Raw genomic sequence first — 25,110 nt, 5'->3', positions numbered from 1 at the left:
GGCGCTTGGTGCTGAGAGGATGCGAGCCTCAACACCAATGTGGAGGCTTTTGCGAATGCTTCAGACACCTCAAACCAAGCACAAGCTCGGCTTGGCGGGTGCCAGTCAGCCGGCCGGCTCGCCGTTCCTCGACCCGCAGCTCATGCTCGCGCAGCAGGCGCAGATGCGCCCCAAGCGCGGACGGACCATCATGCTGTGGGTCGTCGTGGCGGTGGTCGCACTACAGGTGGTCGGCCCCGATGACATCAAGCCGTCGAAGATTGCAGGCGGTGCGGCGGGTGACTTCTACGGCGGGATCATGCACGCCGACAACGAGAAGAACCTCGATCTTGCCGAGCAGATTCCCGTGGCCGAGGCCCGTGGCGGGCTGGAGCGATCTCAGGCGCAATGGAACGGCATCTGTGCCGCTTCCATGTTCCTCGACCCGCAACTCGCCATGTACTGCCAGGCAATGGCGAACGCCTACTTCAATGAGACCCTGCCGAACGCGCGCACCTATCGCAAACGCTATGGGGAGGGCCTCTGATGCGCTCGATCAGCTCTTTTGCAAAAGAGATCCATGGTGCGGACGCCGGCAGTAAGCCGGCGTTCGACAAAGCGGTTGAAGGCCGCTACAGGCCGCTCGGAATCGACAGCGGCGGAGAGGCGCAGGGGGCCGGCTGGGCTTCCATGCGCGGCGACGGGCAGCGCCTTTCCGATATCCGCGCATCTTCGAAGCGCCGCTACAGGGGCTTCGATTTCAGTCTATGAGCATCACATCAAACTTTCCGCGCGGCACGCTGCCGCCCGGTCAGGCGACGCCCACCGCGACAGCGCGGTGGGCTTTTCCTCATGAGGTCGCAGCGCATCGCTATCAGGACGGCGATATCTGGCTCGGCGTCCTTCCGATTCCGCACGCGGACGCATTGATTGTCATTCAGCGCCTCGGTGAACTGAAGCAGACGCTGGCGGCCATTCAGAACCTCGACCCCGCTTGGCTCGACAACGTATCCCGCCAGCTCGACGCGCATGTGTCGGCGCTGGAGGAGACCGACGAGATCGACATCGGCATCGATGACGATCGCCACATGGTGACTGACGGCGGCACCCGCGGGGGTAAAGGCACATCGCGGATCATCCCGAACCTTTGCCTCTATCCGGGCTCTGTGATCTGCATCGACCCGAAGGGCGAGAACGCGAAGATCACCGCGTCCCGTCGGGGCATGGGCTCAAAACACTGCGACGGCCTCGGCCAGACGGTGGCGGTGCTCGACCCCTACGACACCACCAAATTGCCGGACGGCTACAAGGCATCCTGGAATCCGCTCGACACCCTGGACCCGGCCGACCCGCAGATGATCGACCGGGCGACGTCCATCGTCGAGGCGCTGATCGTGCGCACCAACCCGGAGCACGCACACTTCGACGACTCCGCCCGGAGCCTCATCAAGGGCATCCTGCTCTATGTGTGCGTCGCCTACGCGGGACGGCCGGACCGCAATCTGATCACGGTCTACGACCTCCTCACCCGCGGGGCCTGGGCGCAGCTCCAGGCCGACCAGGACGCACACGGCGCATCGGAGCATGATCCCGACGCGTTCACCTACCTTCTCTACCTCATGAAGCGGCGGGAGGAGTTCGGCGGCATCATCTCGGCCGCGGCCTCCATGGTGCTCGACATGGGTGACCGGGAGCGCGGCAGCGTCCTCTCCACCGCACGGCTCAGCCTGGAGTTCATCGAGCGCCCCGCGATGCGCGAGGTGCTGCGCACGTCGAGCTTCGACATGGACAGCATCAAGACCGACAAGAAAGGCGTGACGCTCTATCTCTGCCTGCCGCCGCAGCGGATGAACGACTGCGGGCGTTGGCTTCGGCTTGTTATCAACGCATGCCTCAACCGCATGTACGAGATCGACGCCGAGCCCGCCACCGGCAAGCCGGTGCTCTTCTTGCTGGAAGAATTCGCCAGCCTCAAACACATGGCGATCATCGAGCACGCCGCGGGATATGCGGCAGGCTTCGGTGTAAAACTCTGGGTGATCGTCCAGGACATCCCGCAGCTGAAGCGCTACTACAAGGAAGGCTGGGAGACCTTCCTCGGCAACGCCGGCGTGGTCGAAGGCTTCGCCAACTCAGACGAGACGTCACTCGGCTTCTTCTCGAAAAAGCTCGGCGAGGCGGAAGTGGTGCAGCGCGTGCAGAACGTCAGCACCAATTTCACCGCGACCACGAACGAGCCGGCGGCGTTCCAGCACGTCCAGGGACTCTTGCAGTCGCGCTCGCCAATGGCCCTGATGACGGGCCCACTCAGCTTCATGACCGACCAGTCGTCGCACGGCCAGAGCGCCAGCACCTCTACCTCGGCCAACGAGCAGGTGCAGAAGGCGCCGCTGCTACTCCCCGACGAGATCGAGCGGCACTTCCGGCGCGAGGCGATGACGGCGCTGGTCACGATCAAGGGCGAACGACCGATCGCGCTCCGGCGAAAGAACTTCTTCGACGATCCAACGTTCGCCGGTCTCTACGACCCGATCCGCGAGCCGTTCTTTACCAACGCGGAGGCGCTCGCGGCCGCCGAGAATAACCGCAAGGCGTTTGCCGACCACCGCAGGCGCGTGATCGATAACGCAGAGCTCTTTGCCGACGAACTCAAGAAGATCTTGGCAAAGGCGTCACGCTCTCAAGGGTGACGCCCCTCGCTTGGCCGCGGTTTAATCGCTGCCACCGGCTCCATCACCGAAGAAGCCGCCGCATCAACTAACCGTGCGGCGGCTTCTTTCATTTTTTAAAGAGACAGGGTTTCTAATGCTGCGCTGTTATCGGTACGCGTAAAGCGTCCCGATAAGGCGATGTCTGCGGCCCCAGCAGCGGCGGCGAAAACTTCTGGTGTGAATTTATAGGAAACGCCCAGCGGCAACGGCTGACCACGTTCGAGTACGAAAGGGGCGCGCGCGAGATCGGCTTCTATCCGCTCTTTCGGAATCAGGAGATGGGTCAGGCATTGCTTGCGTGGCGACCAAACAGCAGGAGATGAGAAAAGCCTTGCATCAATGTCGCGACGGCAGAGCGCGTCAATCATCGGCACAATTCCCAGCCTGAAACGGCTGTGCGCAGCGGTGTTGTATATTCGCTCCAAGGCCAAACCGTCACGCGTCGTGTCGTATGAAACGATCATGTGACCATCTGGGCCGGCAAGACGGGCCAGGTGAGTCAACGAGCCTCTCAAAACGTCGTGCGCTTCGTCGACGGTGGGGTCAGTGATGAGATTGCTGATCGTCGCCCCAATGCAAAGCACGCTGCCTGGAGTAACAGGCCAGGGCCGAGCCGCGTTCATGAAATCAGCGGCAAGCGCCGAGACCTTCAAGCCAGGGAAAGCATCAGCCACTGTGGCGCGCCCCGCCTCAGCGTGCTCGGGCCATAGATCGTTGGCGGTATAACTCGTTGGTCGTAGTTCTCTAACCAAAGGGACAGTCTTCGCCCTGACCGCAGACGCGGTGCCGCAGCCGAGCTCGATCATGTGTCCGCCCATGCCGACAGTCTCGGCGACGTCTGGGGCGACGTCCTGGATCAACCGCGCTTCATCATCGGTGACGTGATAAGCGTCGTCGTCCAGCACATCGTCGAATCCACGGAACAAATATTTGAGAAGCTGCCCAGTCGGATCACCCGAGGCGGCCGAAGCTAAATCGGCTTCAAATCCGGCGGGAAGTACATCGATTGGGAACGGTGCGTCTCTGACAAGAAGTTGGGTCATGCGCCCTCCGCGACGAACGGTTTCGCACGCTTCCAGGCGGCGAAGAAAAAGTTACGGAAGGCCTCATGAATACGGGGGCTGTCGATAACGGATACCCAAACGTCATTTTCCTTGAACTCGATGATCCCCGTCTTGTTGCCATAGAGGTAAAATGGGATATCTGAAAAACTTTCGGTGTCGATGCATCGATATTCGACATCACCGTATGACGCGGAGGCGTTTTTATCGCCTTCCCGAATGATCGACTTCATGGTGAAGTTGTTCAATTCGCTCATGCGGTCGTGATGTTCTTTGGCCTTGGGACCAAGCCATTTCAGGAAGACAGCATCATCCACGCCGCTGATCAGGATCGAGCCGCCGCTCGCCCGCACGGTCTCGTAGATGTCGTCGTAGAAGGCCCAGAAGCCGCTTTGTCCTTTGAATTCTCGGATGTTGGAGCGGCGGAGCCGTGCTCCGCCTTCGATGAACTCGACGCCCTGATGCTCAAGCCACCCCTGGATATCTCGAAGCCGCGCGGCTGGAATTGCGGCCTTGCCACCGAAGTAAGAGTAGACCGTTCCTTCCGGGATACTTAGCGCGGCGGCGATTTCCTTGCGGCTGCGGCCTATAAGACCGAGCGCGGCATCAATTTGGTTAAGTTCAATCATAGTAAGTTTTAATAAAAATTATGATAATACGTCTATTATTCTGATTTATTAATCTAATTTTAACTCTTTGTCTATAAATATCTATCCTGTTGCTGTTATGAAAATTGTTTCACCGCCGCAATATTTTAAATTCGAGAGGATAATTTGATGGACTATATGGAATGCAAAGCACTGTCCGAGATCGCTGAACTCAATACGCAACTCGCGCTGGCGTGTTTTATCGCCGAGATGCGAGCTGGAAAAAGTATCGAGACATCGAGATCAACATGGATGGCGTGCTTGTTGAGCGCGTCGGCATGGGATCAGTTCTTCGACGCATACGATATTTGTATGTCGGAATGTCCGGACGAATGGAAAAACCCCGGATACGCAAAAGCTGCATAACCGGACCAAGCCCATACTTTAAATCATAAGGAGACTACACATGAAATTATCTACGAACTACAGACCAGAGCGATTGCTGAAGCAAGTCATCAGCAGCGCTCATGCCCACATTGATTCGACCGCATACCTCTTACGAGAGGCGTCGATCGATGCCGGAATTGCGGCGGGGCAGCTATCATCAAGCCTGGAACTCCTCGATCAGGCCACTTCGAATGATGCGGATGACCATTCCCAGGAGCAGATCACTCGCCAGCTTCTCGTTCACACACAACAGCAGGTGAACGGGACAACCGACCTACTTAGGGAAGCGTCAATGGATGCAGGCATCGCCGCCGCCGAGCTCTCAGCTGCGATGAAGATTGTCGACGGGACGCCACCATTCGCGGCCGCTCAGAAAACCGGAACCTGATCCCAAAGAGTGCCCCACTCCTTGCGGCTGGCGACAAACTCGCTGGCCGTTTTTTTGTGCGCTATCAGGAGCCATAGGACGACGCAGCTAGGCCACGAGATCGAACGTCAGGACACGGAAATTACGGCGAAGCCACGAGCCGCAAGATGTGTGCTGTACTACAGCACCCTCTTGGCAAGGGGGCCCGCTGGCGCGCCCCCGTTGCATCCCCCCGGCCCATGGCTCCGTCAGAGCATTGAGCTCTGGCCAGAGCTAGCAGACTGTATAGCCGGTCAATCCCTGGCAGGGCTTGGAGACGTCCCTCTCCACCTGCACCGAACGATGGACGAGGCGTCTGGCCGCTCAACTGCGATTTGCGAGGGAGCCTCCGCGCTCCCCCGAAGATCCCCATGGCGATTTCCTCGAAAACGAAGGAGACGTCTCTCTCCCTGCACTCCATCGATCAAACGGCATTCCTGCCCCGCCGATCCCTGACGCTTTCATGGAGACCGGCCCTACGCAGCCTGGACCAGTGCCAATCCGCCAGCGACACTACCGCACGTACTTTCGAGCCCCTGACCCCGCAGGAGAGAAGAGGATCGAACGCCGTGCCACTGGACAACGAAAAAGCTACCTATATTGGTGAGCCGACAAACCCGTGTCTGTAGGAAGAGAGACTGAAATCCAACCTGAAACCGCACGTTGCGAGAGAATGTGCCGAATTTGGAGTGAGAACACCAAGCCAGAGCTTGTTGTTTGTCGCCTTCTGCATATGTTCAGCTATCAGACTTCTTTGAGCCAGCAACTCACAAAAACCGTGAACCAAACTCGAGTACGTGATAAGTATATGCTATGACGCAAAAAAGCCTCCATTTTGATGTCAGTACAGGGCTCAAAAGAGTACTCGGTCAAGAGCTAATAACCGATGATGAAGTCGCCATCTTTGAGCTGGTCAAGAATTCCTTCGATGCTGGTGCAACCGAAGTAAAAATATTGTTCGACGAAGATCTGATCGTTGTTGCAGACAATGGCTCTGGTATGTCTTACGACGATCTCATCAATCGATGGCTTTTCGTTGCATATTCAGCCAAGCGTGATGCATCCGAAGACGACTTTCGTGACCGCATTGCGAATCGGACGCATTATGCCGGCAGTAAGGGGATTGGCCGTTTCTCCACGGACCGTCTCGGCGAGGACATCGTCCTTCAAACCAAATTAAAAGGGCGAGAAGAGCGAATACATAGGCTTGAAATTAATTGGGCACTTTTTGACCAAAATATAAAGGCAAAATTTGAATCAATACCTGTTATGTACGAAGAACGAAACGAGTTCGAAGTCCTCAATCATCTTAAATCATTCAAGGAATCTTTAGTCAGCGGCACAATCATTGAGATTAAAAATTTGCGTTTTGAATGGAACAGAGATGAAATTAAGAATCTCAAATCCTCATTAGCTAAGCTCATCAATCCGTTTGGTTCGGATGTGGACGAATTCTCGATAGATATTATTGCTCCACACGAAGAAGATAGAGATCATGAGGCTCGACTTAGAGCAAAATCAAAAGGAGTTCCCCTATCGAGCCGTGACATCATTAATGGAAAAGTCGGAAATTTCATATTTAGCGACTTACAAGAGAAGACTACTTTTCTTATAGTAGAAATTATCGATGATAAAATTGAAAGCGCGCTAACAGACCGCGGAGAATTAATATACAAAATTCGTGAACCCAATCCATATCCCGATTTAGAGGGTTCTGGATTTAGATGCGAGATGTACTATTTAAACCATTCAGCCAAACTAACATTCGCTCGACGTGTTGGATTGCCATCGGTTCAGTTTGGTTCGGTTTTTTTATTTCGAAATGGGTTTAGAGTCTATCCGGTTGGCGAAGATGGTGACGACTGGTTCGGGTTTGCAAGAAGAAAACAGCAAGGCCATAGCCGCTATCTTGGCACGCGCGAGGTAATAGGCCGCATCGACGTCTATGGTGACAATGAAGATTTTCAAGAGTCTTCAAGTCGCAACCAAGGATTAATTGATACGCCGGCGGTCAGGCAACTTCAGAAGTGTGTCATGGACCATTGTCTAAGGCGTCTGGAAAAATATGTTGTTCCGGTTTCTTGGGTAGATAAAGCGGAGGCGGAAACTAACGATTTATCACGATTGCTCACTGATCCGGGGCGAGCCAGAGTATCGGCGGCGGTCGCTGCACTCGTAGATAATGATGACGTAGAACTTATTGATTTTAGCCGTCGGTTGGTGGGCCTTCTCAACGAGCGCTCGTCGCAGTTCGAGAGTAGCCTAGTCGATCTTCGAACGATCGCTGGCAAAGTCGGTGACAGAGAATTTCTTAAGGGTATTGATCAGGCCGAAAAGCGGTTTGAAGAACTAAGAACATCTGAATCAGAAGCCAGAAAGGTCGCTGACCGGCAGCGGGAGATTGCTCTAAGAGCTACCGAGCGTGCTGCAGTTGCTGAGGCCGCTGTCGAAGTCGAAAGGCGTAGATCTCACTTCCTTGAAGCTGCAGTCAATTTAGACACAGCCACAATCGTCAATCTACATCATCAGGTGACTATCTACTCTGTCGACATCAATCAGCAGATCGAAAATCTCATCACCGACACTCAAGGGCAGGAGACCGTTCCCCGCGAGGCCCTGCTTCAAGCTCTAGAGCAGATCGCTTTCTTAAATAGAAAAGTTCAAGCGGTTGCCAGATTCGCGACGAAGGCGAATTTCCAACTTGATTCTGAGAAGATTGAAGCTGATTTAGCATCGTTCATTGAAGAGTATATTGATGGTATTGCTAGAGGCGCTGGTGGTGCGCGTTTACGGGTTGTCGTTGAAAATGATCATCCTGAGTTTAGGAAACGTTTTAATCCAATCGACGTGTCAATTGTCGTGGACAATCTTGTCAGTAATGCGCGACGCGCGAAGGCATCGGAGATTCGGTTCACGCTGCGTCAAAGTGCGAGTAAAGGGTTGCTGATCAACGTCTCTGACAATGGACGAGGTTTTGCGAAGGGTGTCGATAGAGGTAGAATTTTCGAAATGGGCTATACCACAACGCATGGCTCTGGCCTTGGTCTTTACCATGTTCGGCAGGTACTTGGTCAGATGGGCGGAAGTATCGATGTTGTTAATGAACACCCGATGTCAGGAGTCGGCTTCTCGATTATTATCGCAAAATCTGGGAATAAAAAATGAGGTTAGATTTTAATGTTTTGTGGGTTGATGACCAGCCGGACAGGATCGACGCGCAAATCAGGGCGATAAAGAATGCTATGCGCGATGAGGGGTTCGAATTTTGTGCGACGAAATGCAATTCGGTTCCTGAAGTTCGTGAAAAGGTTGCCGACAACATATTTTGCGATGAGATAGACCTTGTTCTTGTGGACTGGGATTTAGGTTCCGGTGTTCAGGGGCAAGACGCTATTCGAGAAATCAGAGAGCGAATTCCTTATAAGGATGTAGTATTTTATTCAGCTATGACCGAAGCTCACGAGCTCCGAAAACTCGTTTTCGATAATAATCTGGAGGGTATCTTTTGCGTTCGCAGAGCTGATTTAGTCGATGAAGTGGTGGGTGTTTTTGAATCTTTAGTAAAAAAGGTTCTAGATTTGGATCATACCCGTGGAATTGTAATGGGTGCGACGAGTGATATAGACCTTTTAGCGGGTCAATGTTTAAGTGCATTACACCAAGCCCTCGATGAACGAGGGAAGGCAGCCTTCATCGCTGACGCCCTTCAGAGGGTATCAAACAAAGTTAAAGAAATGAATGAGCGCTCGGAGGCACTACATATATCGTCTGACTTCGTAGAACTTTTGAAGTCACATATGCTATTTACCGCCAACGATAGACTTCGGATGCTTAGCGCCATGCTTAAGACACATAGCAGTGGGAGCGGGTATCGTGATGCCGTTACGGCTTATATCAACAACGTGGTTCCGAGAAGAAACAATCTCGGTCATCAGGTGCTAAATCCGAAGAGCCAGCAATTGTCTGATGTAGTGGAGGACAATGCCTCAATTACAGTGGACGATATGCGAGAACTTCGTTGCACAATTCTTGACCTACGCAGTCAATTTCGAGAGCTTCATACGATCCTGACTCGAGTGGGCACTACATGATTTTTCTTGGCTACATATTTTCTGCGCAATGTCGAGCAAAGCAATGCCAAAGACCTCTGCGACAACAGGAGGAACAGCGTTTGCGACCTGGGTGAAGCGGGGAACTTCGTATTTTCTTCGTTCGCCACCGGTTGTATATTTCCCTTTGAACGAAAACCAGTCGGGAAAGCTCTGCAGCCTAGCATTTTCACGTACGGTTAGTGCTCTGGGCTCAGAATAATGCAGAAGATCATCGGGCATGCTCGTGATAGTAGGAGATGGGCGATCAGGATCAAGGACTCGAATAGCTTTCTTCTTTATACCAAGTTGACCCTTTAATTCTCCATCAATTACTGTATTTAGCCGACCAATCCGATGGCTATGTTCAATAATAATTTCAAATCGCTTTGCGATTTCATTTGAGTGCCTTGCCAATCGCAAACTATCAATCGTTGCGCAATCTGTAGACAGATATTTTTGATAGGATGTGGTGGAGTGCGTGGGGCATATCTCCATAAATCCCTTTGTTTCTTTAGACGCACGGATCCCACCCTTACTTATTTCTAAGCTAGAGAGCGCCTCTTTCGCAGTAACCGGATTGCGAAGATTGTTTCTCCGCAAAAATGTCGGAACTACGTCGTCAATAATGTGAAAGGGATTTTCTGCATTGAGGCCTTTTCGATGTGCGATCAGAAAAAAACGCGTACGTGCTTGCGGTACACCAAATTCGGATACGTTATAGAGTTTTTGATAAACGTCATAATCCAAAGACAGACGCTCGGCCAGCGCTAAAGAATAGTTTTTTACGGAAGATTTTTTGGTGAAATCAGAGGTGAACCCACGAACATTCTCAATTAGTATAGCATTTGGCTTCAATATATTAACGAGATCCAAATAGCGCTCGAACAACTTATTCCGTGGATCGTGATGCAGCCGCCTTCCAGCAGACGAAAAACCCTGGCAGGGAGGCCCACCTGCTATTAAGTCTACTTTTCCGCGAAGATCTAAAAGCTCGTCGCGGTATTCTGAAATTATTTCATCTATATCATGCGCTCTCTTTTCAAGCCATTTAGGCCATTTAAAGCTACTTGAGTATCGGCCTTCGATGAGGTTGTGCTTATATGTTGAGAATGCATCATCGTTTTTCTCGATAGCAAAAGAACATTGCCATCCTGCACGCATTAAGCCTAGGGATAACCCTCCGCAGCCTGCAAAGATATCGATAAATAATTTTGGTGCAGTGTTGTTCTCCATAGAAATACTATGCCTTAGTTCGACAGCTAGCGCCAGGCTAAATTTTTTTGAAAAAAGGTAGGTGGCGCGTCGGAGCGTCCGGGCTGTCTTTGCCTCTTTTTTAATTAGGGGCTGCCGCCCCCCTGCCGTCAAGGCAACCTGCAGCAAGCTGCAGGCGTGACCGGCGGTCTCCCCAACCTTCCTCCTCCTCGTTCCTCGTCGTCGTGCAGGCCGGGTGATCCCCCTCCGCCGGCCACGGCCTTGACGGCATCCCCCCGCTCATTGGCGCGGACCTAGTCCCTGTTGCAGGCGCAACCGGTTTTTAGATTAGGAAAGGAAAGACCAATGACGACAGACGTTTACGAGAAGATCACCACGCAAATCATTACCGAACTCGAGAAAGGCGTACGGCCCTGGCATCAACCCTGGGCGGCCGGGCATCTGGCGGGGCCAGTGAGCCGCCCCGTGCGGAGTAACGGCGAGCCCTATAGCGGAATCAACATCCTGGGCCTTTGGGTTACGGCCATGCAGAAGGGGTACGGTGCACCGATCTGGATGACCTTCAACCAAGCTAAGGTGCTTGGTGCATCGGTCCGCAAGGGCGAGAAGGGTGCGCTGGTGGTCTATGCCGGTGCGATCACCCGCTCAGAGACCAACGAGAAAGGCGAAGACCAAGAGCGGGATATCCCGTTTCTAAAGGGCTACACCGTGTTCAATGTCGAGCAGATCGATGGGCTGCCGGCGCACTACACTGCGTCACATCCGGTGCGGCTCAACGAGGACGAGCGGATTGCAGCCGCTGAAGCGTTTTTTGCCGCGACCGGCGCCGTTTTGGCGCATGGCGGGAGTGGCGCGCATTACACGCCCGCATTGGACCGGATCCAAATGCCCGACTTCGCGGCTTTTCGAAATGCCGGGGCCTACTACGCTACCCTCGCTCATGAGACAACGCACTGGACCGGACACAAGAGCCGGCTCGATCGGAATCTCGGCGGCTCTCGATTTGGCAGTCAGGCGTACGCGATGGAAGAACTTGTCGCGGAGCTCGGCGCGGCGTTTCTATGTGCCGATCTCGGCCTCGAGCCTCAGATCGAAGAGGATCATGCGCCGTATATCAGCAACTGGCTTGAGGATTTAAAGTCCGACAAGCGGGCAATCTTCACCGCGGCCAGTCAGGCGCAGAAGGCCGCCGATTTTCTGCATGGCCTTCTGCCCCGCACCAACGAAGACCCTGCCGAACCGCTTTGCGAAGCCGCTGCATGAATTGATTGACGGTAGCGCCGCTGCGCGGCGCTACCTGTTACATCTCAGGGCCTGAGCGTTCGGCGTCCTCGCAGGCAATCCCCTTGCGCTGTGTGGCTTCTTTCTGACCGGCGGCGCGGCGTTGTTCGGTGAGAATGCTGACGCGGCTTTCCCTCTGGCGCTTCAGCCGCGCCGCGTCCTCGCGTTTTCCGCGCTCCGCGCGGGCGTTCGCATTAAGGATCGCGGTGACAGACCCGTATAGTCGGTCACCAAGATCGGTGATCGAATATTCGGCCGGGTTGATGGGGCAAGGGCGGATACCCATCGCTCAAAGCTCCTGTTCCAGGCTTGGACTGCGTAGCTGACGGTGCCGCCGCGCCTCCTCCAGCACGCTCTCGCGCTTTGCATGCGCCTTAAAACCGCGAGAGGGTTCGCCGGTCCCCCTCGTCAGCCGTTCATCCGCGCCTTCGCTGTAGGCGCCAAGTCGGCTGAGTGCATTTTGCTCGCGCTCCGGCCGACGATCGGCATCTTGCTTTGACCATCGCCGCATCGCCCGATCGACCCGGCTGTTCGCTTCATCGTATGCGCGGCCGAGTGCCATGCCGCGCTGATCCCTGAGATCGCGCTCGTATGAGGCTGCCGCATGTGGGCTGACCCGTGCCACTTCTTTGACTTCGCGGTCCTCCAACGCTTCCCGCTTCTCCACCGCCGCCTCATGAAACCTGGACAAGACGCCCATCGCCTCGGCCCGAGCCTCATCCTTGGCAACGGATGGCCGGCCTTCCGGCCAGAATACCAACGGCGCCTGAAACCCCTTGCGGTCCCATTCGTGTTGCCTCTCGATTTTCTCCAGATACGCCGTCAGGCGGTACTCGGTGACCGCCTCTTTGCGGTCGAGTGGCGCTCGTCTGGTTTCAATAGGAGGGGCCGTTTTCAGCGTCACGCGCGTTCTCCTTTTGATTTGAATGGCTGGCGTGATCAAGCTCGTGGCGGGGTCGCTCGACCTCGCGACCAGACCAGACGGCATAGGTCGCGACATCTTCGCGGAGTGAGCTCATCTCTTCGTGTTGCAGCGCGCGAATTGCCTTTATCTCCGTTTGTAGCGCGCGGCGTTCGTTAAGCTGGGAGACGCCGAGCGCTTCACGCTCAACACGGTCGCGCCGCTCTGCATCCTTTGCTTCGCGCTCGTTCAAAACCTGGGTCTCGCGATGACGGCCGCTGACCCGGTCCCATAAGCCGCGCACGCCGGGCCGGAAGCGCGCAGCGCGCGCGCTGACTTCCCCCTTCCACCGGGCATCTTGCCGGGCGACGAGATCGTCGCGCTCGGCGACATGCCGCTCCTTCAGTTGCGCTGCCTTGAAGCGAACGGTGGCTGCGCTCCGCTCGATATTTCGCCGAACGTCGGCAACGTATTGCCGAAGCACCGGCGTCATCCGGTCGGCAATGTTCCGCTTCGCCTCATCGACGCCGGGAAGTGCCTCCGGATCACCAACCCGCGCCCTGACCTCCTTGGTCTTCACACCCGACCACCGAGCAAGCGCATAGACTTCACCGCGATAGTCTACAGCGACGGCACCACGGCGGTCTCCTCGCGCCAGAACAAGGCCTCTCTCTGCGAGTGCAGCCTTCAGGCTTTCCGCATTGTCGCTGGCCGCCCAGCACGTCGCGAACATCCGCTTTAGCGCCTTGGCATCCTGACCGACACGCTTGGCTTGCTGCCATTCCGCCCGGCTGAAGGTCGCCGGGTCGCGCTCTGCAGGATCGCGAAGACCTGCCGGCATCGACCAGCCGTGGTGCAGGAAGAGCTCACGCGAGACGTCCTGCATCTTGCGCTTGGTGTAGGGCAGATTGATCGCCGTCATCGTGTCAGCGTTGATCCTGGACCAGACCGCGTGCGCGTGGCGCCGCCCTTCCTTCTCATGAATGACGATGGCGCGGGGTTGGCCAGTAAGGCCGAGCTTGTGCTCGACGAAGTCGGCCGCTGCGAGGAGATCCTCCGGCTCCACTGTCGCCCGTTCCGGCGGGTTGAGGCTGAGGGAGAAGAGGAACTGGCGGCAGCGCGTCCCCTTCGAGATCGCCAGCGTTTCTCGCATCGCCTCTGCCAGGGTCGCCGCAGAGAAGCCGCGCAACTCGTGCACACTCACATGGTCGTTGTCGCGGTCATTGAGGAGATGCCGCGCAAGCTGGACCGCGCCAGCCCGTTGATTGCCCTTCAGGATCATAGGCACTCTCCTCGAAGGCCGAGCGCCTGGAGGAGATGCTGACGCATGTCCTGGACCGCCCGGCAGGCTAACCGGACCTCTTCTTCCGTTTCGATGGAGAGAGGCAGTGCGCCAAGATGCGCGAGGCGGGCGATCTGATTTAGGTTGTTCGCGATGCGCGACTGACCGAGCGCGGCCAACACACGACCGAGTGCAGCGTGATCTTTGACCGGCGCGCGCCCTTGGGTGCGGCGCGGTGTCAGATCACCACCGAACAGCCGCTCCCGAATATAGGTTCCCAGCGGCATGCCGCCGGCCGCGCATTCGAGCCGTTCGCGCTCCTCCACACTGAGGCGCAGCGAGAAAGGGGCGGCAGATGTCGCCCGCTGCCGCTTCGCAGCCGCGCTCTTCATGAAACTCTGGCGCGCATTCATGGCCGGACCTCCGTCCCGGCCGCCTTGTCGATCGCTGACAGATCAAGATGGCGAAGCTGCGCTTCCCAGTTTGCGAGCTCTTCGAAGACGGCATCGAGATCGGGCAATTCTCCGCCGTCCGGGACCGAATCCAGGTTCGATCCTTTTCCGGCCAGGCGCACCAAATCTTTCAACTCCATCACCATTGTTCCGCCGGGCAGCTTAGCGTGGCGCGCTAGCGGTCAGCGCGGCGGGCTCTTCTTCGCGTCTGCGGCGGTGATGGCCGGCCAGTGCGCGGCTTCCTCGCGGGTGATGGCGGTGACATCGGCGGCCACTTCGGCCGTTAGCGTGACCTTGTCGTAGGCTTCGCCGCGGGGGCCGTCCGGGCGGTTCATGCGGGGGTGCCGGGTCCAGATCCGGGTGAGGGCGTCCACCTCGCTGTCACTGAGGTCCAGAAGGGGTTGGAGTGCGGCGGCAATGGTTTGCGGCGCGGCGAGCATTTCCGGCTGAAACACGTCAACACAGCGCGTGCCCAGCCGGGGCCGCACCCTGCGCCAGCTTTGCTGGCAATTGACCCAGCGCTGGGCCGTATTGCGCTCATTGCCCGTCACCTGGCCCGGCCACAGCGCAAGGCTGGAGCGCACCGCGGCTTCCGGGGGGCGATAAAGGAAGATGTAGCGCGCATCCGGCCACAACCTGTCGATCAGAGGCACCGCACGGACCTGCAGGAGATCCGGCGTCTTGTCGATCCAGGTGGTGTCGGCAGGGTCCGCCTGCGACGAGTAAAGCTGGTTGGTGAGAGCGCGGAATGCGTCCAGCACCGTGTCCGGCGCACCCTCTTCGTGCAGGATCGAATTTGCGTTGAATTCGCCCGCGGCAATCCGGTTCAGCGGTCCGGCAAACAGGTAGATGAAGTGCCCTTCAGGCCCGTACCCGCCAAAACGCTTGAGCCGGGCGATGGCGTTTGCCATGGCGGTCGTGCCCGATCGCGGGAACCCCAGGATGAACAGTGGACCCAAAGCCAAAGCCTTTCCGCGCCGTGCCATTGCCGTGCTTGAGGCCCGGAAGGCGCGATCCGGACCGGCAGGCTGGGCCTTCATGCCACAGGGAAAGCGCACATGCTGCTGCAATCTGCTAGTCTTGGCCGATATGCTGCGCTGAGTGCAGCGGAAGGTCCCTGATGCCACGCCACCTCGAAACCCTCCGCCTGATTGAAGACGTTGCCCGCGCGGGGTCCATCCGCAAGGCGGCGGACGATCTCAACCTCACGTCCTCCGCACTCACCCGGCGCATCCAGCGGTTCGAGGAGGAATTCGGGGCGCAGGTGTTCGAGCGGTTGCCACGGGGGGTGCGGCTCAACGCGGCAGGCGAACTTCTGGTCCATCATTACCGGATGCAGCGGTCCGATTTCGAGCGCGTGCAGCGCCAGGTGGCGGACCTTTCGGGCGTGCGGCGGGGGCATGTGTCGATTGCGTGCAGCCAGGCGGTTCAGCCCTATTTTCTGCCGCGGCAGATTGCGCGCTACCGGGCGCTCCACCCCGGCGTGACATTCTCGGTGCATGTGCGCGACCGGGCGTCGGCGGAAAAGGACCTCGTCACCTTTTCCAGCGATCTGGCGCTGGTGTTCGAGCCGCTGCATCTGGCCGATTTCGAGGTGATCGCCAGTGTGCCGCAACCGGTCTACGCAATGATGGCGGAGGACCACCCGCTTGCCCGCCACACCGCCGTCCGGCTGCGCGATTGTCTGGCCGGCCCCTATGTCATGCCCACTTCGCCGCTTGGCGTGCGCCACCTCATCGGGCTTGCGGCCGCCAAGATCAGCGGCGTGCCAAAGCCGGTGGTGGAGTGCGACAGTTTCGAGCTGGCGCGCCATTATGTGCTGGAGGAGCAGGCGGTCGGTTTTCAGATCCCCATCGGCCTCGACACCGGGCGCCGCGACGGTCTCGCCATCCGCCCGGTCAGCCAGCGCGATATTTCGGCCGGGCATCTCCTTTTGGGGCAGATGCGCCGGCGGGCGCTGCCTGTGGCCTCCGCGCAGTTTGCATTGCAGCTGACCACCGCGCTTGCCGCCATGGAGGTGGAAGCAGCCGAGGCGCTTTCGGCCTGAGCGGGTTCTGGCGCGGGCGCTGCGCCGGATGCAGCGGGGCGCGCCGAACACGGCAGCAGCGCACAGCACCGATTGGCCGGTAGGATCGGCACAGACCACGCCAGGACAATGCCGATGCCAATCCTTCAAGCAGAACCCGATCCGCTCGACTTTGACCCCGCCCGCACCGCGCTCATCGTCATCGACATGCAGCGCGATTTTCTGGAGCCGGGCGGCTTCGGCGAGATGCTTGGAAACGACGTGAGCCTCCTGCAAGCCGCCGTGGGGCCATGCGCCGCGGCCCTTGCATCCGCGCGGGCGGCCGGCATGATGGTGGTCCACACCCGCGAGGGCCACCGGCCGGACCTGTCGGACGCACCGCCGCAGAAGCTTTCCCGCGGCGCGCCAGCCAAGCGGATTGGCGATGCCGGGCCGATGGGCCGCATCCTCATCCGCGGCGAGGCTGGCCACGACATTGTGCCGCAGCTTGCGCCAGAGGCCGGCGAAGTGGTGCTGGACAAGCCCGGCAAGGGCGCCTTCCATCAGACCGATCTTGCGCAAATTCTCGCAAACCGCAGCATCGACACGCTGATCGTCTGCGGCGTCACCACCGAAGTGTGCGTCCACACCACTATCCGCGAGGGCAACGACCGCGGCTACCGCTGCGTGGCGCTGGGCGACGCCTGCGCCAGCTACTTCCCGGAATTTCACCGGGTGGGCCTTGAGATGATCAAGGCGCAAGGGGGAATTTTCGGCTGGGTGACCTCGACCGGCGCGTTCACGGCCTCGCTCGGCTGACGGAGCGACCGAACCGCTGCACTGAATGCAGCGGTTAGATGCGAAATTAGCAGAAGACAGCAGCGGCAGGCACATGCTTGCTGGCCCGAGTGATGCAGGCACAGGCCTGACAGATTCCCGCTCGGAGACCACATCATGCACCGCAAGCCGCTATCGTCCGCCATCGCTGCCGGTTTCACACGTCGCCGCTTCCTGCAGACCACGGCCGCCGCTGGCGCGTTCGCCACCCTTGGCGCCCGCGCAGCGTTTGCCGCCGATCTCACCATCGGCTTCATCTATGTCGGCCCGAAGGATGATTACGGCTACAACCAGGCCCACGCCGAGGGCGCGGCCGCGGTGAAGGCAATGGATGGCGTCACCGTCATCGAGGAAGAGAACGTTCCCGAGACGGTGGACGTCCAGAACACCATGAAGTCGATGATCGAGTTCGACGGGGCGTCGCTCCTGTTCCCGACCTCGTTCGGCTACTTCGACCCGCACATCCTCAAGGTCGCGCCCGAATACCCCAACGTGCGTTTCGAGCATTGCGGCGGCCTGTGGCAGGCGGGCGTCCACCCGGAAAACACCGGCTCCTATTTCGGCTATATCGGCATGGGCCAGTACCTGAACGGCATTGCGGCCGGTCACGCGACAAAGACCAAGAAGATCGGCTTCGTCGCCGCCAAGCCGATCCCGCAGGTGCTCCTCAACATCAACTCGTTCCTGCTGGGTGCCCGCGCGGTGGACCCCGAAATCACCTGCCAGGTGATCTTCACCGGCGAGTGGTCGCTGGCGGTCAAGGAGGCCGAAGCCGTCAATGCGCTGGCCGACCAGGGCGCCGACGTCATCACCTGCCACGTCGATGGCCCCAAGGTGGTGGTGGAAACCGCTGCGGCGCGCGACTGCTTCGTCTGCGGCTACCACACCGACCAGAGCCCGCTGGCGCCCGAAAAATACCTCACCGGCGCCGAGTGGAACTGGTCCAAGGTCTACACCGACATGGTGGGCAAGACGCTTGCGGGCGAGCCGATCGACAACTTCGTGCGCGGCGGCCTTGCGGACGGCTTCGTCAAGATGAGCCCGCTCGGCCCCGCCGTCAGCGACGCGGCGCGCAAGCAGTTCGAGGCCGTCAAGGCCGAGATCATGAAGGGCGGGTTCTCGGTCATCAAGGGGCCGCTGAAGTCCAACACCGGCGCTGTGGTTGCCGAGGAAGGCCAGGCCTTCGCCGAAGACGACGTGACGCTGGAGAGCATGGACTACCTCGTCGAAGGCGTCATCGGCTCCACCTCCTAAGGCCCCCCGATGACCGCCATTGCCGCAACGCCATCCGCCCCGCCAGTCTGGCTGGGGCGGCTTGCCCGCCGGGCCGAGGCGGTCGTCATCCCGGTCGGCGCGCTCCTTGTGGGGCTCGCCGCCTTCTCGCTGTTCCTGATTCTGGTCGGCAAGCCGCCGGTCACCTTTTTCCAGCTGGTCGCCAAAGCCGGCTTCGGCACCTCTTTCTCGTGGACCAACACGCTTTCCCGCACGGCGCCGCTGCTTCTGGCGGCGCTCTGCGTCGCGCTTCCGGCGCGGCTCGGGCTGGTGGTGATCGGCGGGGAGGGGGCCATCGTGCTCGGCGGCGTCGCGGCCGGGGCGATCGGTGCTGCGCTCACCGGCTTTCCGGCCATCATCGGCATTGCGTTCATGCTGGTTGCAGGCGCGGTCATCGGCGGGCTGTGGATCGGCGCGGTCGGCTATCTCCGCCATGCCCGCGGCGTCAACGAGACGATCTCTTCGCTGCTGATGGCCTATATCGCCATCGCGTTGATGAATCATCTCGTCGAAGGCCCGCTGCGCGACCCCGCCAGCCTCAACAAGCCCTCCACCGCGCCGCTCGATGCCGCGCTTCGCATCGGCGATATTCCGGGCCTCGGCGTCCACTGGGGCCTTGCCGCTGGCGTTCTCGCCTGCATCGCCGCATGGGTGCTGATCGAGTTCACCACCACGGGCTTTGCCGCCCGCATTGCCGGCGGCAACGTGCGCGCGGCCGAAATTCAGGGCCTGCCGGTCGGCCGTCTCATCATCGGCTTCTGCGCGCTGGCCGGGGCCTGTGCGGGGCTCGCGGGCGCGTTCGAGGTTGCGGCGGTGCACGGCTCGGCCAACGGCTCGCTGGCGGCGGGCTACGGCTACACCGGCATTCTCATTGCGTTCGTGGCACGGCAGAACCCGCTCGCGATCATCCCCGTGGCGATCCTCCTTGCCGGCTTCGAGGCGTCCTCCGGCCTTGTCCAGCGGCGGATGGACGTGCCGGACGCCACCGTCCTCGTCCTCCAGGGCTTCGTCCTCATCTCCATCCTCGCGTCCGAAACCCTCTACGGCCGCTTCAAGATCTTCGATCCGGCGCGCTGGGGCGGGGAGGCGCGGCCATGACCGAACTCGGCCTCTGGGGCGTGCCGCTCGCGATGCTGGGCGGCGCCATCCGCGTCTCCACGCCTTTCCTGTTCGTGTCGCTGGGCGAATGCCTCACCGAGCGCTCCGGCCGCATCAACCTCGGCCTTGAAGGCACGCTCGTGTTCGGCGCAATGTCCGGCTACGCGGTCGCCTACCTTACCGGCTCGGCGTGGGCCGGTGTCGGCGCCGCGGCGGTGGCGGGCATCCTGTTCGGCCTCGTCCACGGGCTTCTCTGCTCGCTGCCGCGGGTCAACGACATTGCCATCGGCATCGCGCTGATGCTGACCGGCATGGGCCTCGCCTTCTATTTCGGCAAGCCGTACATTCAGCCCGTCGCGCCGGACCTGCCGGCGATCCCGCTCGGCTGGTGGTCGGACCAGAGCCAGGTGCAGGCGGCGCTGCGCGTCAACGTCCTCTTCGTCATCGGCGCGGTTCTGGCCGTTGCCATGGCGTGGATGTTCAGGAACACCCGCATCGGCCTCACCATCCGCGTCGTCGGTGATTCGGCCGATGCGGCCCGCGCGCTCGGCATCGGCCCGCGCCGGGTGCGCATCCTCTCCACCGCCGCGGGCGGTGCGCTCGCCGGCATCGGCGGCGCCTACCTCTCGCTCTATTATCCGGGCTCGTGGACGGAGGGTATCTCGTCCGGCCAGGGGCTGATGGCGGTGGCGCTGGTCATCTTCGCGCGCTGGAGCCCGATCAACTGTTTCTGGGCAGCGCTCCTCTTCGGCGGCGCGGGCGCGCTTGGCCCCGCGCTCCAGTCCGTCGGCGTCTCGGAAGGCTACTACCTCTTCTACGCCGCGCCTTACGTCCTCACGCTCGGCCTCCTCGTCGCCACCTCCTCGCGCACCCGCGCTTTGACCGGCGCACCGGGCGAACTCTCGATCACGAAATAGGAGCAACATCCATGAACGGTCTCGGTGGTCTCAACAAATCGCCCAACGGCGTCGTGATCGGCCTCGTCCAGCTCAAGCTCCCGCTTATCGAGACGCCGGCACAGCTCGCCGCGCAGGCGGACCGGATCGTGGAGATGGTCGGCAAGGCGCGCCGCAACCTCGGCACCATGGACCTTGTCGTCTTCCCCGAATACGCGCTCCAGGGCCTGTCGATGAACACTGCCGACGAGCTGATGGTGACCATGGACGGCCCGGAGGTCGCGGCCTTCAAACAGGCCTGCATCGACAACGCCATCTGGGGCTGTTTCTCGATCATGGAGAAGAACCCCGGCGGCTACCCCTACAACACCGGCATCATCATCGACGATCACGGCGAGGTGAAGCTCTACTACCGCAAGCTCCACCCCTGGGTGCCGGTGGAGCCGTGGGAGCCCGGCGACATTGGCATTCCGGTGATCGACGGCCCCAACGGCTGCAAGCTGTCGCTGATCATCTGCCACGACGGGATGTTCCCCGAAATGGCGCGGGAATGCGCCTACAAGGGCGCCGAGATCATGCTGCGCACGGCCGGCTACACCGCGCCGATCCGCCAGTCCTGGCGCTTCACCAACCAGGCCAACTCGTTCCAGAACCTGATGGTGACGGCCAACGTGTGCATGTGCGGCTCCGATGGCACGTTCGATTCCATGGGCGAGGGCATGATCGTCGACTTCGACGGCACGGTGATCGCCCACGGCGAGACCGGCCGGCCCGACGAGATCATCACCGCCGAAGTGCGCCCCGATCTGGTGCGCGAGGCGCGCGCCAACTGGGGCGTCGAAAACAACATCTACCAGCTCGGCCATCGCGGCTTCACGGCGGTGAAGGGCGGCGCGCAGGACTGTCCCTACACCTTCATGGAAGACATGGTGGCAGGCCGCTACCGCGTGCCGTGGGAAGATGAGGTGAAGGTGACCGACGGCACCAGCTGCGGTTTTGATGCGCCGACCCGCACCTACGCCGGCCCCCTCAAGGAAGCCGCCGAATGAGCCTTGCCGCCACAACAGCAACGGTGGCCTCCACCCCCTACGCGTGGCCGTGGAACGGCGACCTGCGGCCGGAGAACACCGTCCTCATCGTCATCGACATGCAGACCGACTTCTGCGGCGAGGGCGGTTACGTCGATGCCATGGGCTACGACATCGGCCTCACCCGCGCCCCCATCGAACCCATCGCCCGCGTCCTCGCAGCCTTCCGCGACAAGGGCTATCACGTCTTCCACACCCGCGAGGGTCACCGGCCCGACCTCGCCGACCTTCCGCCCAACAAGCGCTGGCGCTCGCGCCAGATCGGCGCCGGCATCGGCGACCCCGGCCCGTGCGGCAAGATCCTGGTGCGCGGCGAACCCGGCTGGGAGATCATCCCCGAGCTTGCCCCCTTCGAGGGCGAACCCATCATCGACAAGCCCGGCAAGGGCTCCTTCTGCGCAACCGACCTTGAGCTGATGCTCCGAACGCGCGGCATCGACAATATCGTCCTCACCGGCATCACCACGGACGTGTGCGTCCACACCACCATGCGCGAGGCCAACGACCGCGGCTTCGAGTGCCTGATCCTGGAAGATTGCTGCGCCGCCACGGACCCCGGCAACCACGCCGCCGCCATCAAGATGGTGACGATGCAAGGCGGCGTCTTCGGCGCTGTCGCCAACGCCGAAACCCTGATCAAGGCCCTCCCATGACAGACGTTGCCAAGGGGCACGGCCGGGGTGCAGCCGCGTCAAGGGCGGCCCTCTCGGGCCGGGCGAAGCCTTCACCCTTGATGCGGTTGCGGCCCGGCCCAAGCTGGCGTCAGGGTCTCAGGACAGCCGGTCGCGCAGCGGCTGGATGCCCTGAACCCCTGCCAGGTGGCGAACCGGGGGAGCGCGAGGGGGAACTCCCTCGCATCTTCTGGAAAACAAAGCCGGCGCAACGCGCCGTCCCTCGCAATCGAGGGCGCTCGGAATGACCCCATCGCAAGAGCGGAGCGACAAGGGCGCGCTGGGCCTTGAAACTCTGGGGATGACCATGCGCTTCGGCGCCTTCACGGCACTGGATGACGTGTCGATCAAGGTGCCCGCCGGATCGTTCCACGCCCTTTTGGGGGAAAATGGCGCCGGCAAGTCGACGCTCGTCAAATGCATCATGGGCTTTTACCAGCCCACACGGGGCCAGTTAATGGTTGCCGGCAAGGAGGTCACCACCACGGACCCGCGGGCCGCCCACGCGCAGGGCCTTGGCATGGTTTACCAGCACTTCACGCTGGTCCCGTCGCTGACCGCGGCGGAAAACCTTGTGATTGCGCGAGAGGTGCAGCCCGCCGTGATCGACTGGCGCAAGGAGCGCGCCGCCCTCACCGAGTTCATGGCGACGATGCCGTTCGACGTCCCGCTGGACGTGCCGGTGGCAAGGCTTGCTGCGGGCGAGAAGCAAAAGCTCGAAATCCTCAAGCAGCTCCACCTCGGCCGGCGCTTTCTCATACTGGACGAGCCCACCTCCGTGCTGACCCCCCAGGAGGCCGACGAAGTGCTTGGCCTCGTGCGGGACCTGACCCGCGCCGGTGAGATCACCGTCCTGATGATCACCCACAAGTTTCGCGAGGTGACTGCATTCGCCGACGATGTTTCGGTGCTGCGGCGGGGCCGCCATGCGGGTGGCGGCGCTGTCGCGTCGCTGGACCACGAGGGGATGGCGGCCATGATGGTCGGCGCCGAAGTGCCCGATGAGCCGGTCCGCCGCTCGGCGCGCGAACCCGGCGCCGAGGTGCTGCAACTGACCGGCGCGAAGGCGGGGAGCCGCTCAGGCCTTGGCAAGCTCGACATCGGGTCGCTCACGGTCTGCGCCGGCGAGATTGTCGGCGTTGCCGGGGTCTCCGGCAACGGGCAGGGGGAACTTGTGGAGGTTCTGGCCGGGCAGCGGGCGCTGGATGCCGGCACCATCGCAGTGGAGGGCGCGCCCTTTGGCGGAACGCGCGAGGAAACTCGCCGCCTCGGCGTGCGCACGCTGCCGGAAGAACCGCTGCGCAATGCCTGCGCGCCGCGGATGTCGGTGGCCGAAAACATCGCCTTCCGCGCGTTCGACGTGGGCAAGGACGGCCCGCGCTTCTGGCTGCGCAAGGGCGAGATTGCCCGCCGCGGCGCTGACCTCATCGCGAAGTTCAAGGTGAAGACGGCATCGCCCGATGCGCCCATTGCCTCTTTGTCGGGCGGCAACGTGCAGCGGGCGGTGCTGGCGCGCGAACTGTCGGGTGACGTGAAGGTGCTCATCGTCGCCAACCCCTGCTTCGGCCTCGATTTCTCGGCGGTTGCCGAAATTCGCGCGCGGATCGTTGCAGCACGCGAGGCGGGGGCGGGCGTTCTCCTCATCTCGGAGGATCTGGACGAGATCATGGCGCTGGCGGACCGGATTCTCGTCATGAGCGAGGGGCGGATTACCTACGAGGTGCCGGCCGCCGCAGCGGACGTGGCCGAAATCGGCCGCCATATGGGCGGTCATGTCTGAGCCTGCCGGCGCTTTGTGCCGGCAGGCTCAAGCCGCGCTTCAGTCCTTGCTGCTGGCAATGTAGGCGGCAAAGGCGTCCGCGTAGCGCGGGTCCCAGCGCGACAGGGCGGAGCGGTTCTGGGTGATGTCGCCGGCTGCCCAGGCGATCCGCTTTTCATCCAGCGCGCGGTCCACGTCGTTGTCCGGGCAAAGGATGTAGAAATCGCCTTCGGCAAGCCGCTCCATCATGAAGGCGGCGGTCTCATCCGGCGTCCAGGCCGCATCGGGCTTCTCGGTCCGCTCGCCCTTCGTCAGCTCCGTATAGACGAAACCCGGAATCAGAAGATGCGCGGACAGCGGTTTGCCGCTGCCCCGCAGCTCGTGCGCGAGCGCTTCGGAAAATGCCTTCACGCCGGCCTTGGCCACGTTGTAGGCCGGATCGCCGGGCGGTGTGGTGATGCCCTGCTTGGAGCCGGTGTTGATCACGAGGCCCGGCCTGCCGCGCTCGATCATGCCGGGGACGAACACCTGCGTGCCGTGGATGACGCCCCAGAGGTTCACATCCAGAATGCGCGCCCAGTTGTCCGCCGGGCCGAACATCGCGCTGCCGGGCTGAATGCCGGCGTTGTTCATCAGTATGTCGGTGCCACCGAAGCGATCCCGCACGGCGGTCTCAAGCGCTTCGACATCCGCCTTCCGGCTCACATCGGTTTCCAGCGTGAACACGGCATCCGCCCCTTGCGGCGACGCTTCGGCAAGGGTTTTCGCGGCTGCCGCAAGCCGGTCTGCGCCAAGGTCTGCAATGCAGACGGTCATGTTGCGTTTTGCAAACTGGGTGGCCGCGGCAAGGCCGATCCCTGCGGCCCCGCCTGTAACGACGGCAACCGAGCCTTTGGTGAGTATCGAATCCAGCATGAAAACTCCTGTCGAGCCGGCACCGGGGCCGGTTGCGAGCGCCGCTGTGCGCTTTTCTGTTGCGGGGCGGTACCGGAGGCATCGTCCCGAACCGCCACAGCACAGGGACTCGCCGGATCCGTCAACACCCGCTCACAGAGCGCACCCGACCGGGCCCCG

The 25,110-nt window shown here is 60.5% G+C and carries 26 protein-coding genes; 16 read left to right on the top strand and 10 right to left on the bottom strand.

What is annotated here, in order from left to right:
- Positions 1-55: 55 nt before the first annotated feature.
- From RDV64_RS01530 to RDV64_RS01520, 3 genes are read left to right on the top strand one after another with little or no spacing between them, the layout of a single operon-like run.
- Positions 56-526, top strand: coding sequence for a hypothetical protein (locus tag RDV64_RS01530; protein ID WP_309197532.1), 471 nt, complete (start codon positions 56-58; stop codon positions 524-526).
- Positions 526-750: a hypothetical protein gene (locus tag RDV64_RS01525; protein WP_309197531.1), complete on the top strand. Its 225-nt coding sequence runs from the start codon at positions 526-528 to the stop codon at positions 748-750. The genes RDV64_RS01530 and RDV64_RS01525 overlap by 1 nt, the downstream gene beginning before the upstream one ends.
- The gene (locus RDV64_RS01520) at positions 747-2,669 is read left to right on the top strand and encodes a type IV secretory system conjugative DNA transfer family protein (protein WP_309197530.1); all 1,923 of its coding nucleotides are present in this window, start codon (positions 747-749) and stop codon (positions 2,667-2,669) included. Before RDV64_RS01525 ends, RDV64_RS01520 begins: the two co-directional genes overlap by 4 nt.
- A 95-nt stretch (positions 2,670-2,764) precedes the next feature.
- Here RDV64_RS01520 and RDV64_RS01515 read toward each other — a convergent pair whose 3' ends face one another.
- Together RDV64_RS01515 and RDV64_RS01510 are read right to left on the bottom strand one after the other, a co-directional pair.
- Positions 2,765-3,733: an L-histidine N(alpha)-methyltransferase gene (locus RDV64_RS01515; RefSeq protein ID WP_309197529.1), complete on the bottom strand. Its 969-nt coding sequence runs from the start codon at positions 3,731-3,733 to the stop codon at positions 2,765-2,767.
- A complete protein-coding gene (locus tag RDV64_RS01510) occupies positions 3,730-4,380 on the bottom strand; it encodes a TetR/AcrR family transcriptional regulator (RefSeq protein WP_309197528.1) in 651 nt (216 codons plus the stop codon). The genes RDV64_RS01515 and RDV64_RS01510 overlap by 4 nt, the downstream gene beginning before the upstream one ends.
- Before the next feature lie 147 nt (positions 4,381-4,527).
- On the opposite strand from RDV64_RS01510, the gene RDV64_RS01505 reads away from it, so the two are divergent.
- The 4 genes from RDV64_RS01505 to RDV64_RS01490 all read left to right on the top strand — a co-directional run bounded on the left by RDV64_RS01505 (position 4,528) and on the right by RDV64_RS01490 (position 9,282).
- On the top strand, positions 4,528-4,764 hold the full coding sequence (locus RDV64_RS01505; protein ID WP_309197527.1) for a hypothetical protein: 237 nt from the start codon (positions 4,528-4,530) through the stop codon (positions 4,762-4,764).
- 40 nt (positions 4,765-4,804) lie between these two features.
- Positions 4,805-5,173, top strand: coding sequence for a hypothetical protein (locus tag RDV64_RS01500; RefSeq protein ID WP_309197526.1), 369 nt, complete (start codon positions 4,805-4,807; stop codon positions 5,171-5,173).
- A gap of 831 nt (positions 5,174-6,004) precedes the next feature.
- Positions 6,005-8,356, top strand: coding sequence for a sensor histidine kinase (locus tag RDV64_RS01495; protein ID WP_309197525.1), 2,352 nt, complete (start codon positions 6,005-6,007; stop codon positions 8,354-8,356).
- Entirely contained in the window at positions 8,353-9,282 is a 930-nt protein-coding gene (locus RDV64_RS01490) for a hypothetical protein (RefSeq protein ID WP_309197524.1), read from the top strand. Before RDV64_RS01495 ends, RDV64_RS01490 begins: the two co-directional genes overlap by 4 nt.
- On the opposite strand, the gene RDV64_RS01485 is transcribed toward RDV64_RS01490, so the two are convergent.
- A complete protein-coding gene (locus RDV64_RS01485) occupies positions 9,226-10,647 on the bottom strand; it encodes a DNA cytosine methyltransferase (RefSeq protein ID WP_309197523.1) in 1,422 nt (473 codons plus the stop codon). The genes RDV64_RS01490 and RDV64_RS01485 overlap by 57 nt on opposite strands.
- A gap of 192 nt (positions 10,648-10,839) precedes the next feature.
- Between RDV64_RS01485 and RDV64_RS01480 the strand changes: the two genes are divergently transcribed.
- Entirely contained in the window at positions 10,840-11,757 is a 918-nt protein-coding gene (locus RDV64_RS01480) for a zincin-like metallopeptidase domain-containing protein (protein WP_309197522.1), read from the top strand.
- 37 nt (positions 11,758-11,794) lie between these two features.
- Here the strand turns inward: RDV64_RS01480 and RDV64_RS01475 are convergent, their stop codons facing one another.
- The 6 genes from RDV64_RS01475 to RDV64_RS01450 are packed head-to-tail and all read right to left on the bottom strand — an operon-like array spanning position 11,795 to position 15,396.
- On the bottom strand, positions 11,795-12,061 hold the full coding sequence (locus tag RDV64_RS01475) for a hypothetical protein (RefSeq protein WP_309197521.1): 267 nt from the start codon (positions 12,059-12,061) through the stop codon (positions 11,795-11,797).
- Between the two features lie 3 nt (positions 12,062-12,064).
- Positions 12,065-12,679, bottom strand: a complete 615-nt coding sequence (locus RDV64_RS01470; protein WP_309197520.1) for a hypothetical protein — start codon at positions 12,677-12,679, stop codon at positions 12,065-12,067.
- Positions 12,651-13,958, bottom strand: a complete 1,308-nt coding sequence (locus tag RDV64_RS01465; protein WP_309197519.1) for a relaxase/mobilization nuclease domain-containing protein — start codon at positions 13,956-13,958, stop codon at positions 12,651-12,653. The genes RDV64_RS01470 and RDV64_RS01465 overlap by 29 nt, the downstream gene beginning before the upstream one ends.
- Positions 13,955-14,371, bottom strand: a complete 417-nt coding sequence (gene mobC / locus RDV64_RS01460; RefSeq protein WP_309197518.1) for a plasmid mobilization relaxosome protein MobC — start codon at positions 14,369-14,371, stop codon at positions 13,955-13,957. The genes RDV64_RS01465 and mobC overlap by 4 nt, the downstream gene beginning before the upstream one ends.
- Positions 14,368-14,550 carry a hypothetical protein gene (locus RDV64_RS01455; protein WP_309197517.1) on the bottom strand — a complete coding sequence of 61 codons (183 nt, stop codon included), beginning with the start codon at positions 14,548-14,550 and terminating at the stop codon, positions 14,368-14,370. Before RDV64_RS01455 ends, mobC begins: the two co-directional genes overlap by 4 nt.
- Positions 14,551-14,592: 42 nt before the next feature.
- The gene (locus RDV64_RS01450; RefSeq protein ID WP_309197516.1) at positions 14,593-15,396 is read right to left on the bottom strand and encodes a sulfotransferase; all 804 of its coding nucleotides are present in this window, start codon (positions 15,394-15,396) and stop codon (positions 14,593-14,595) included.
- A gap of 134 nt (positions 15,397-15,530) precedes the next feature.
- Here RDV64_RS01450 and RDV64_RS01445 point away from each other — a divergent pair, with 134 nt between their 5' ends.
- The 8 genes from RDV64_RS01445 to RDV64_RS01410 all read left to right on the top strand — a co-directional run bounded on the left by RDV64_RS01445 (position 15,531) and on the right by RDV64_RS01410 (position 24,057).
- On the top strand, positions 15,531-16,457 hold the full coding sequence (locus tag RDV64_RS01445; RefSeq protein WP_309197515.1) for a LysR family transcriptional regulator: 927 nt from the start codon (positions 15,531-15,533) through the stop codon (positions 16,455-16,457).
- 114 nt (positions 16,458-16,571) lie between these two features.
- Entirely contained in the window at positions 16,572-17,234 is a 663-nt protein-coding gene (locus RDV64_RS01440) for a cysteine hydrolase (protein ID WP_309197514.1), read from the top strand.
- 135 nt (positions 17,235-17,369) lie between these two features.
- Entirely contained in the window at positions 17,370-18,506 is a 1,137-nt protein-coding gene (locus RDV64_RS01435; RefSeq protein ID WP_309197513.1) for a BMP family ABC transporter substrate-binding protein, read from the top strand.
- A 9-nt stretch (positions 18,507-18,515) separates the two neighbouring features.
- A complete protein-coding gene (locus tag RDV64_RS01430; protein WP_309197512.1) occupies positions 18,516-19,622 on the top strand; it encodes an ABC transporter permease in 1,107 nt (368 codons plus the stop codon).
- Complete coding sequence (locus tag RDV64_RS01425) at positions 19,619-20,539, top strand: ABC transporter permease (protein ID WP_309197511.1); 921 nt, start codon at positions 19,619-19,621, stop codon at positions 20,537-20,539. The genes RDV64_RS01430 and RDV64_RS01425 overlap by 4 nt, the downstream gene beginning before the upstream one ends.
- 11 nt (positions 20,540-20,550) lie before the next feature.
- Positions 20,551-21,567 (top strand): formamidase, encoded by a 1,017-nt coding sequence (locus RDV64_RS01420; protein ID WP_309197510.1) that lies wholly within the window; start codon positions 20,551-20,553, stop codon positions 21,565-21,567.
- The gene (locus RDV64_RS01415; protein WP_309197509.1) at positions 21,564-22,259 is read left to right on the top strand and encodes an isochorismatase family cysteine hydrolase; all 696 of its coding nucleotides are present in this window, start codon (positions 21,564-21,566) and stop codon (positions 22,257-22,259) included. Before RDV64_RS01420 ends, RDV64_RS01415 begins: the two co-directional genes overlap by 4 nt.
- 262 nt (positions 22,260-22,521) lie before the next feature.
- Entirely contained in the window at positions 22,522-24,057 is a 1,536-nt protein-coding gene (locus RDV64_RS01410) for an ABC transporter ATP-binding protein (protein WP_309197508.1), read from the top strand.
- A gap of 39 nt (positions 24,058-24,096) precedes the next feature.
- On the opposite strand, the gene RDV64_RS01405 is transcribed toward RDV64_RS01410, so the two are convergent.
- A complete protein-coding gene (locus RDV64_RS01405) occupies positions 24,097-24,951 on the bottom strand; it encodes an SDR family NAD(P)-dependent oxidoreductase (protein ID WP_309197507.1) in 855 nt (284 codons plus the stop codon).
- Positions 24,952-25,110 lie beyond the last annotated feature (159 nt).

Source organism: Acuticoccus sp. MNP-M23 (assembly GCF_031195445.1).
Taxonomy (GTDB): domain Bacteria; phylum Pseudomonadota; class Alphaproteobacteria; order Rhizobiales; family Amorphaceae; genus Acuticoccus.
This window is presented reverse-complemented; position numbering and strand designations above follow the sequence as displayed.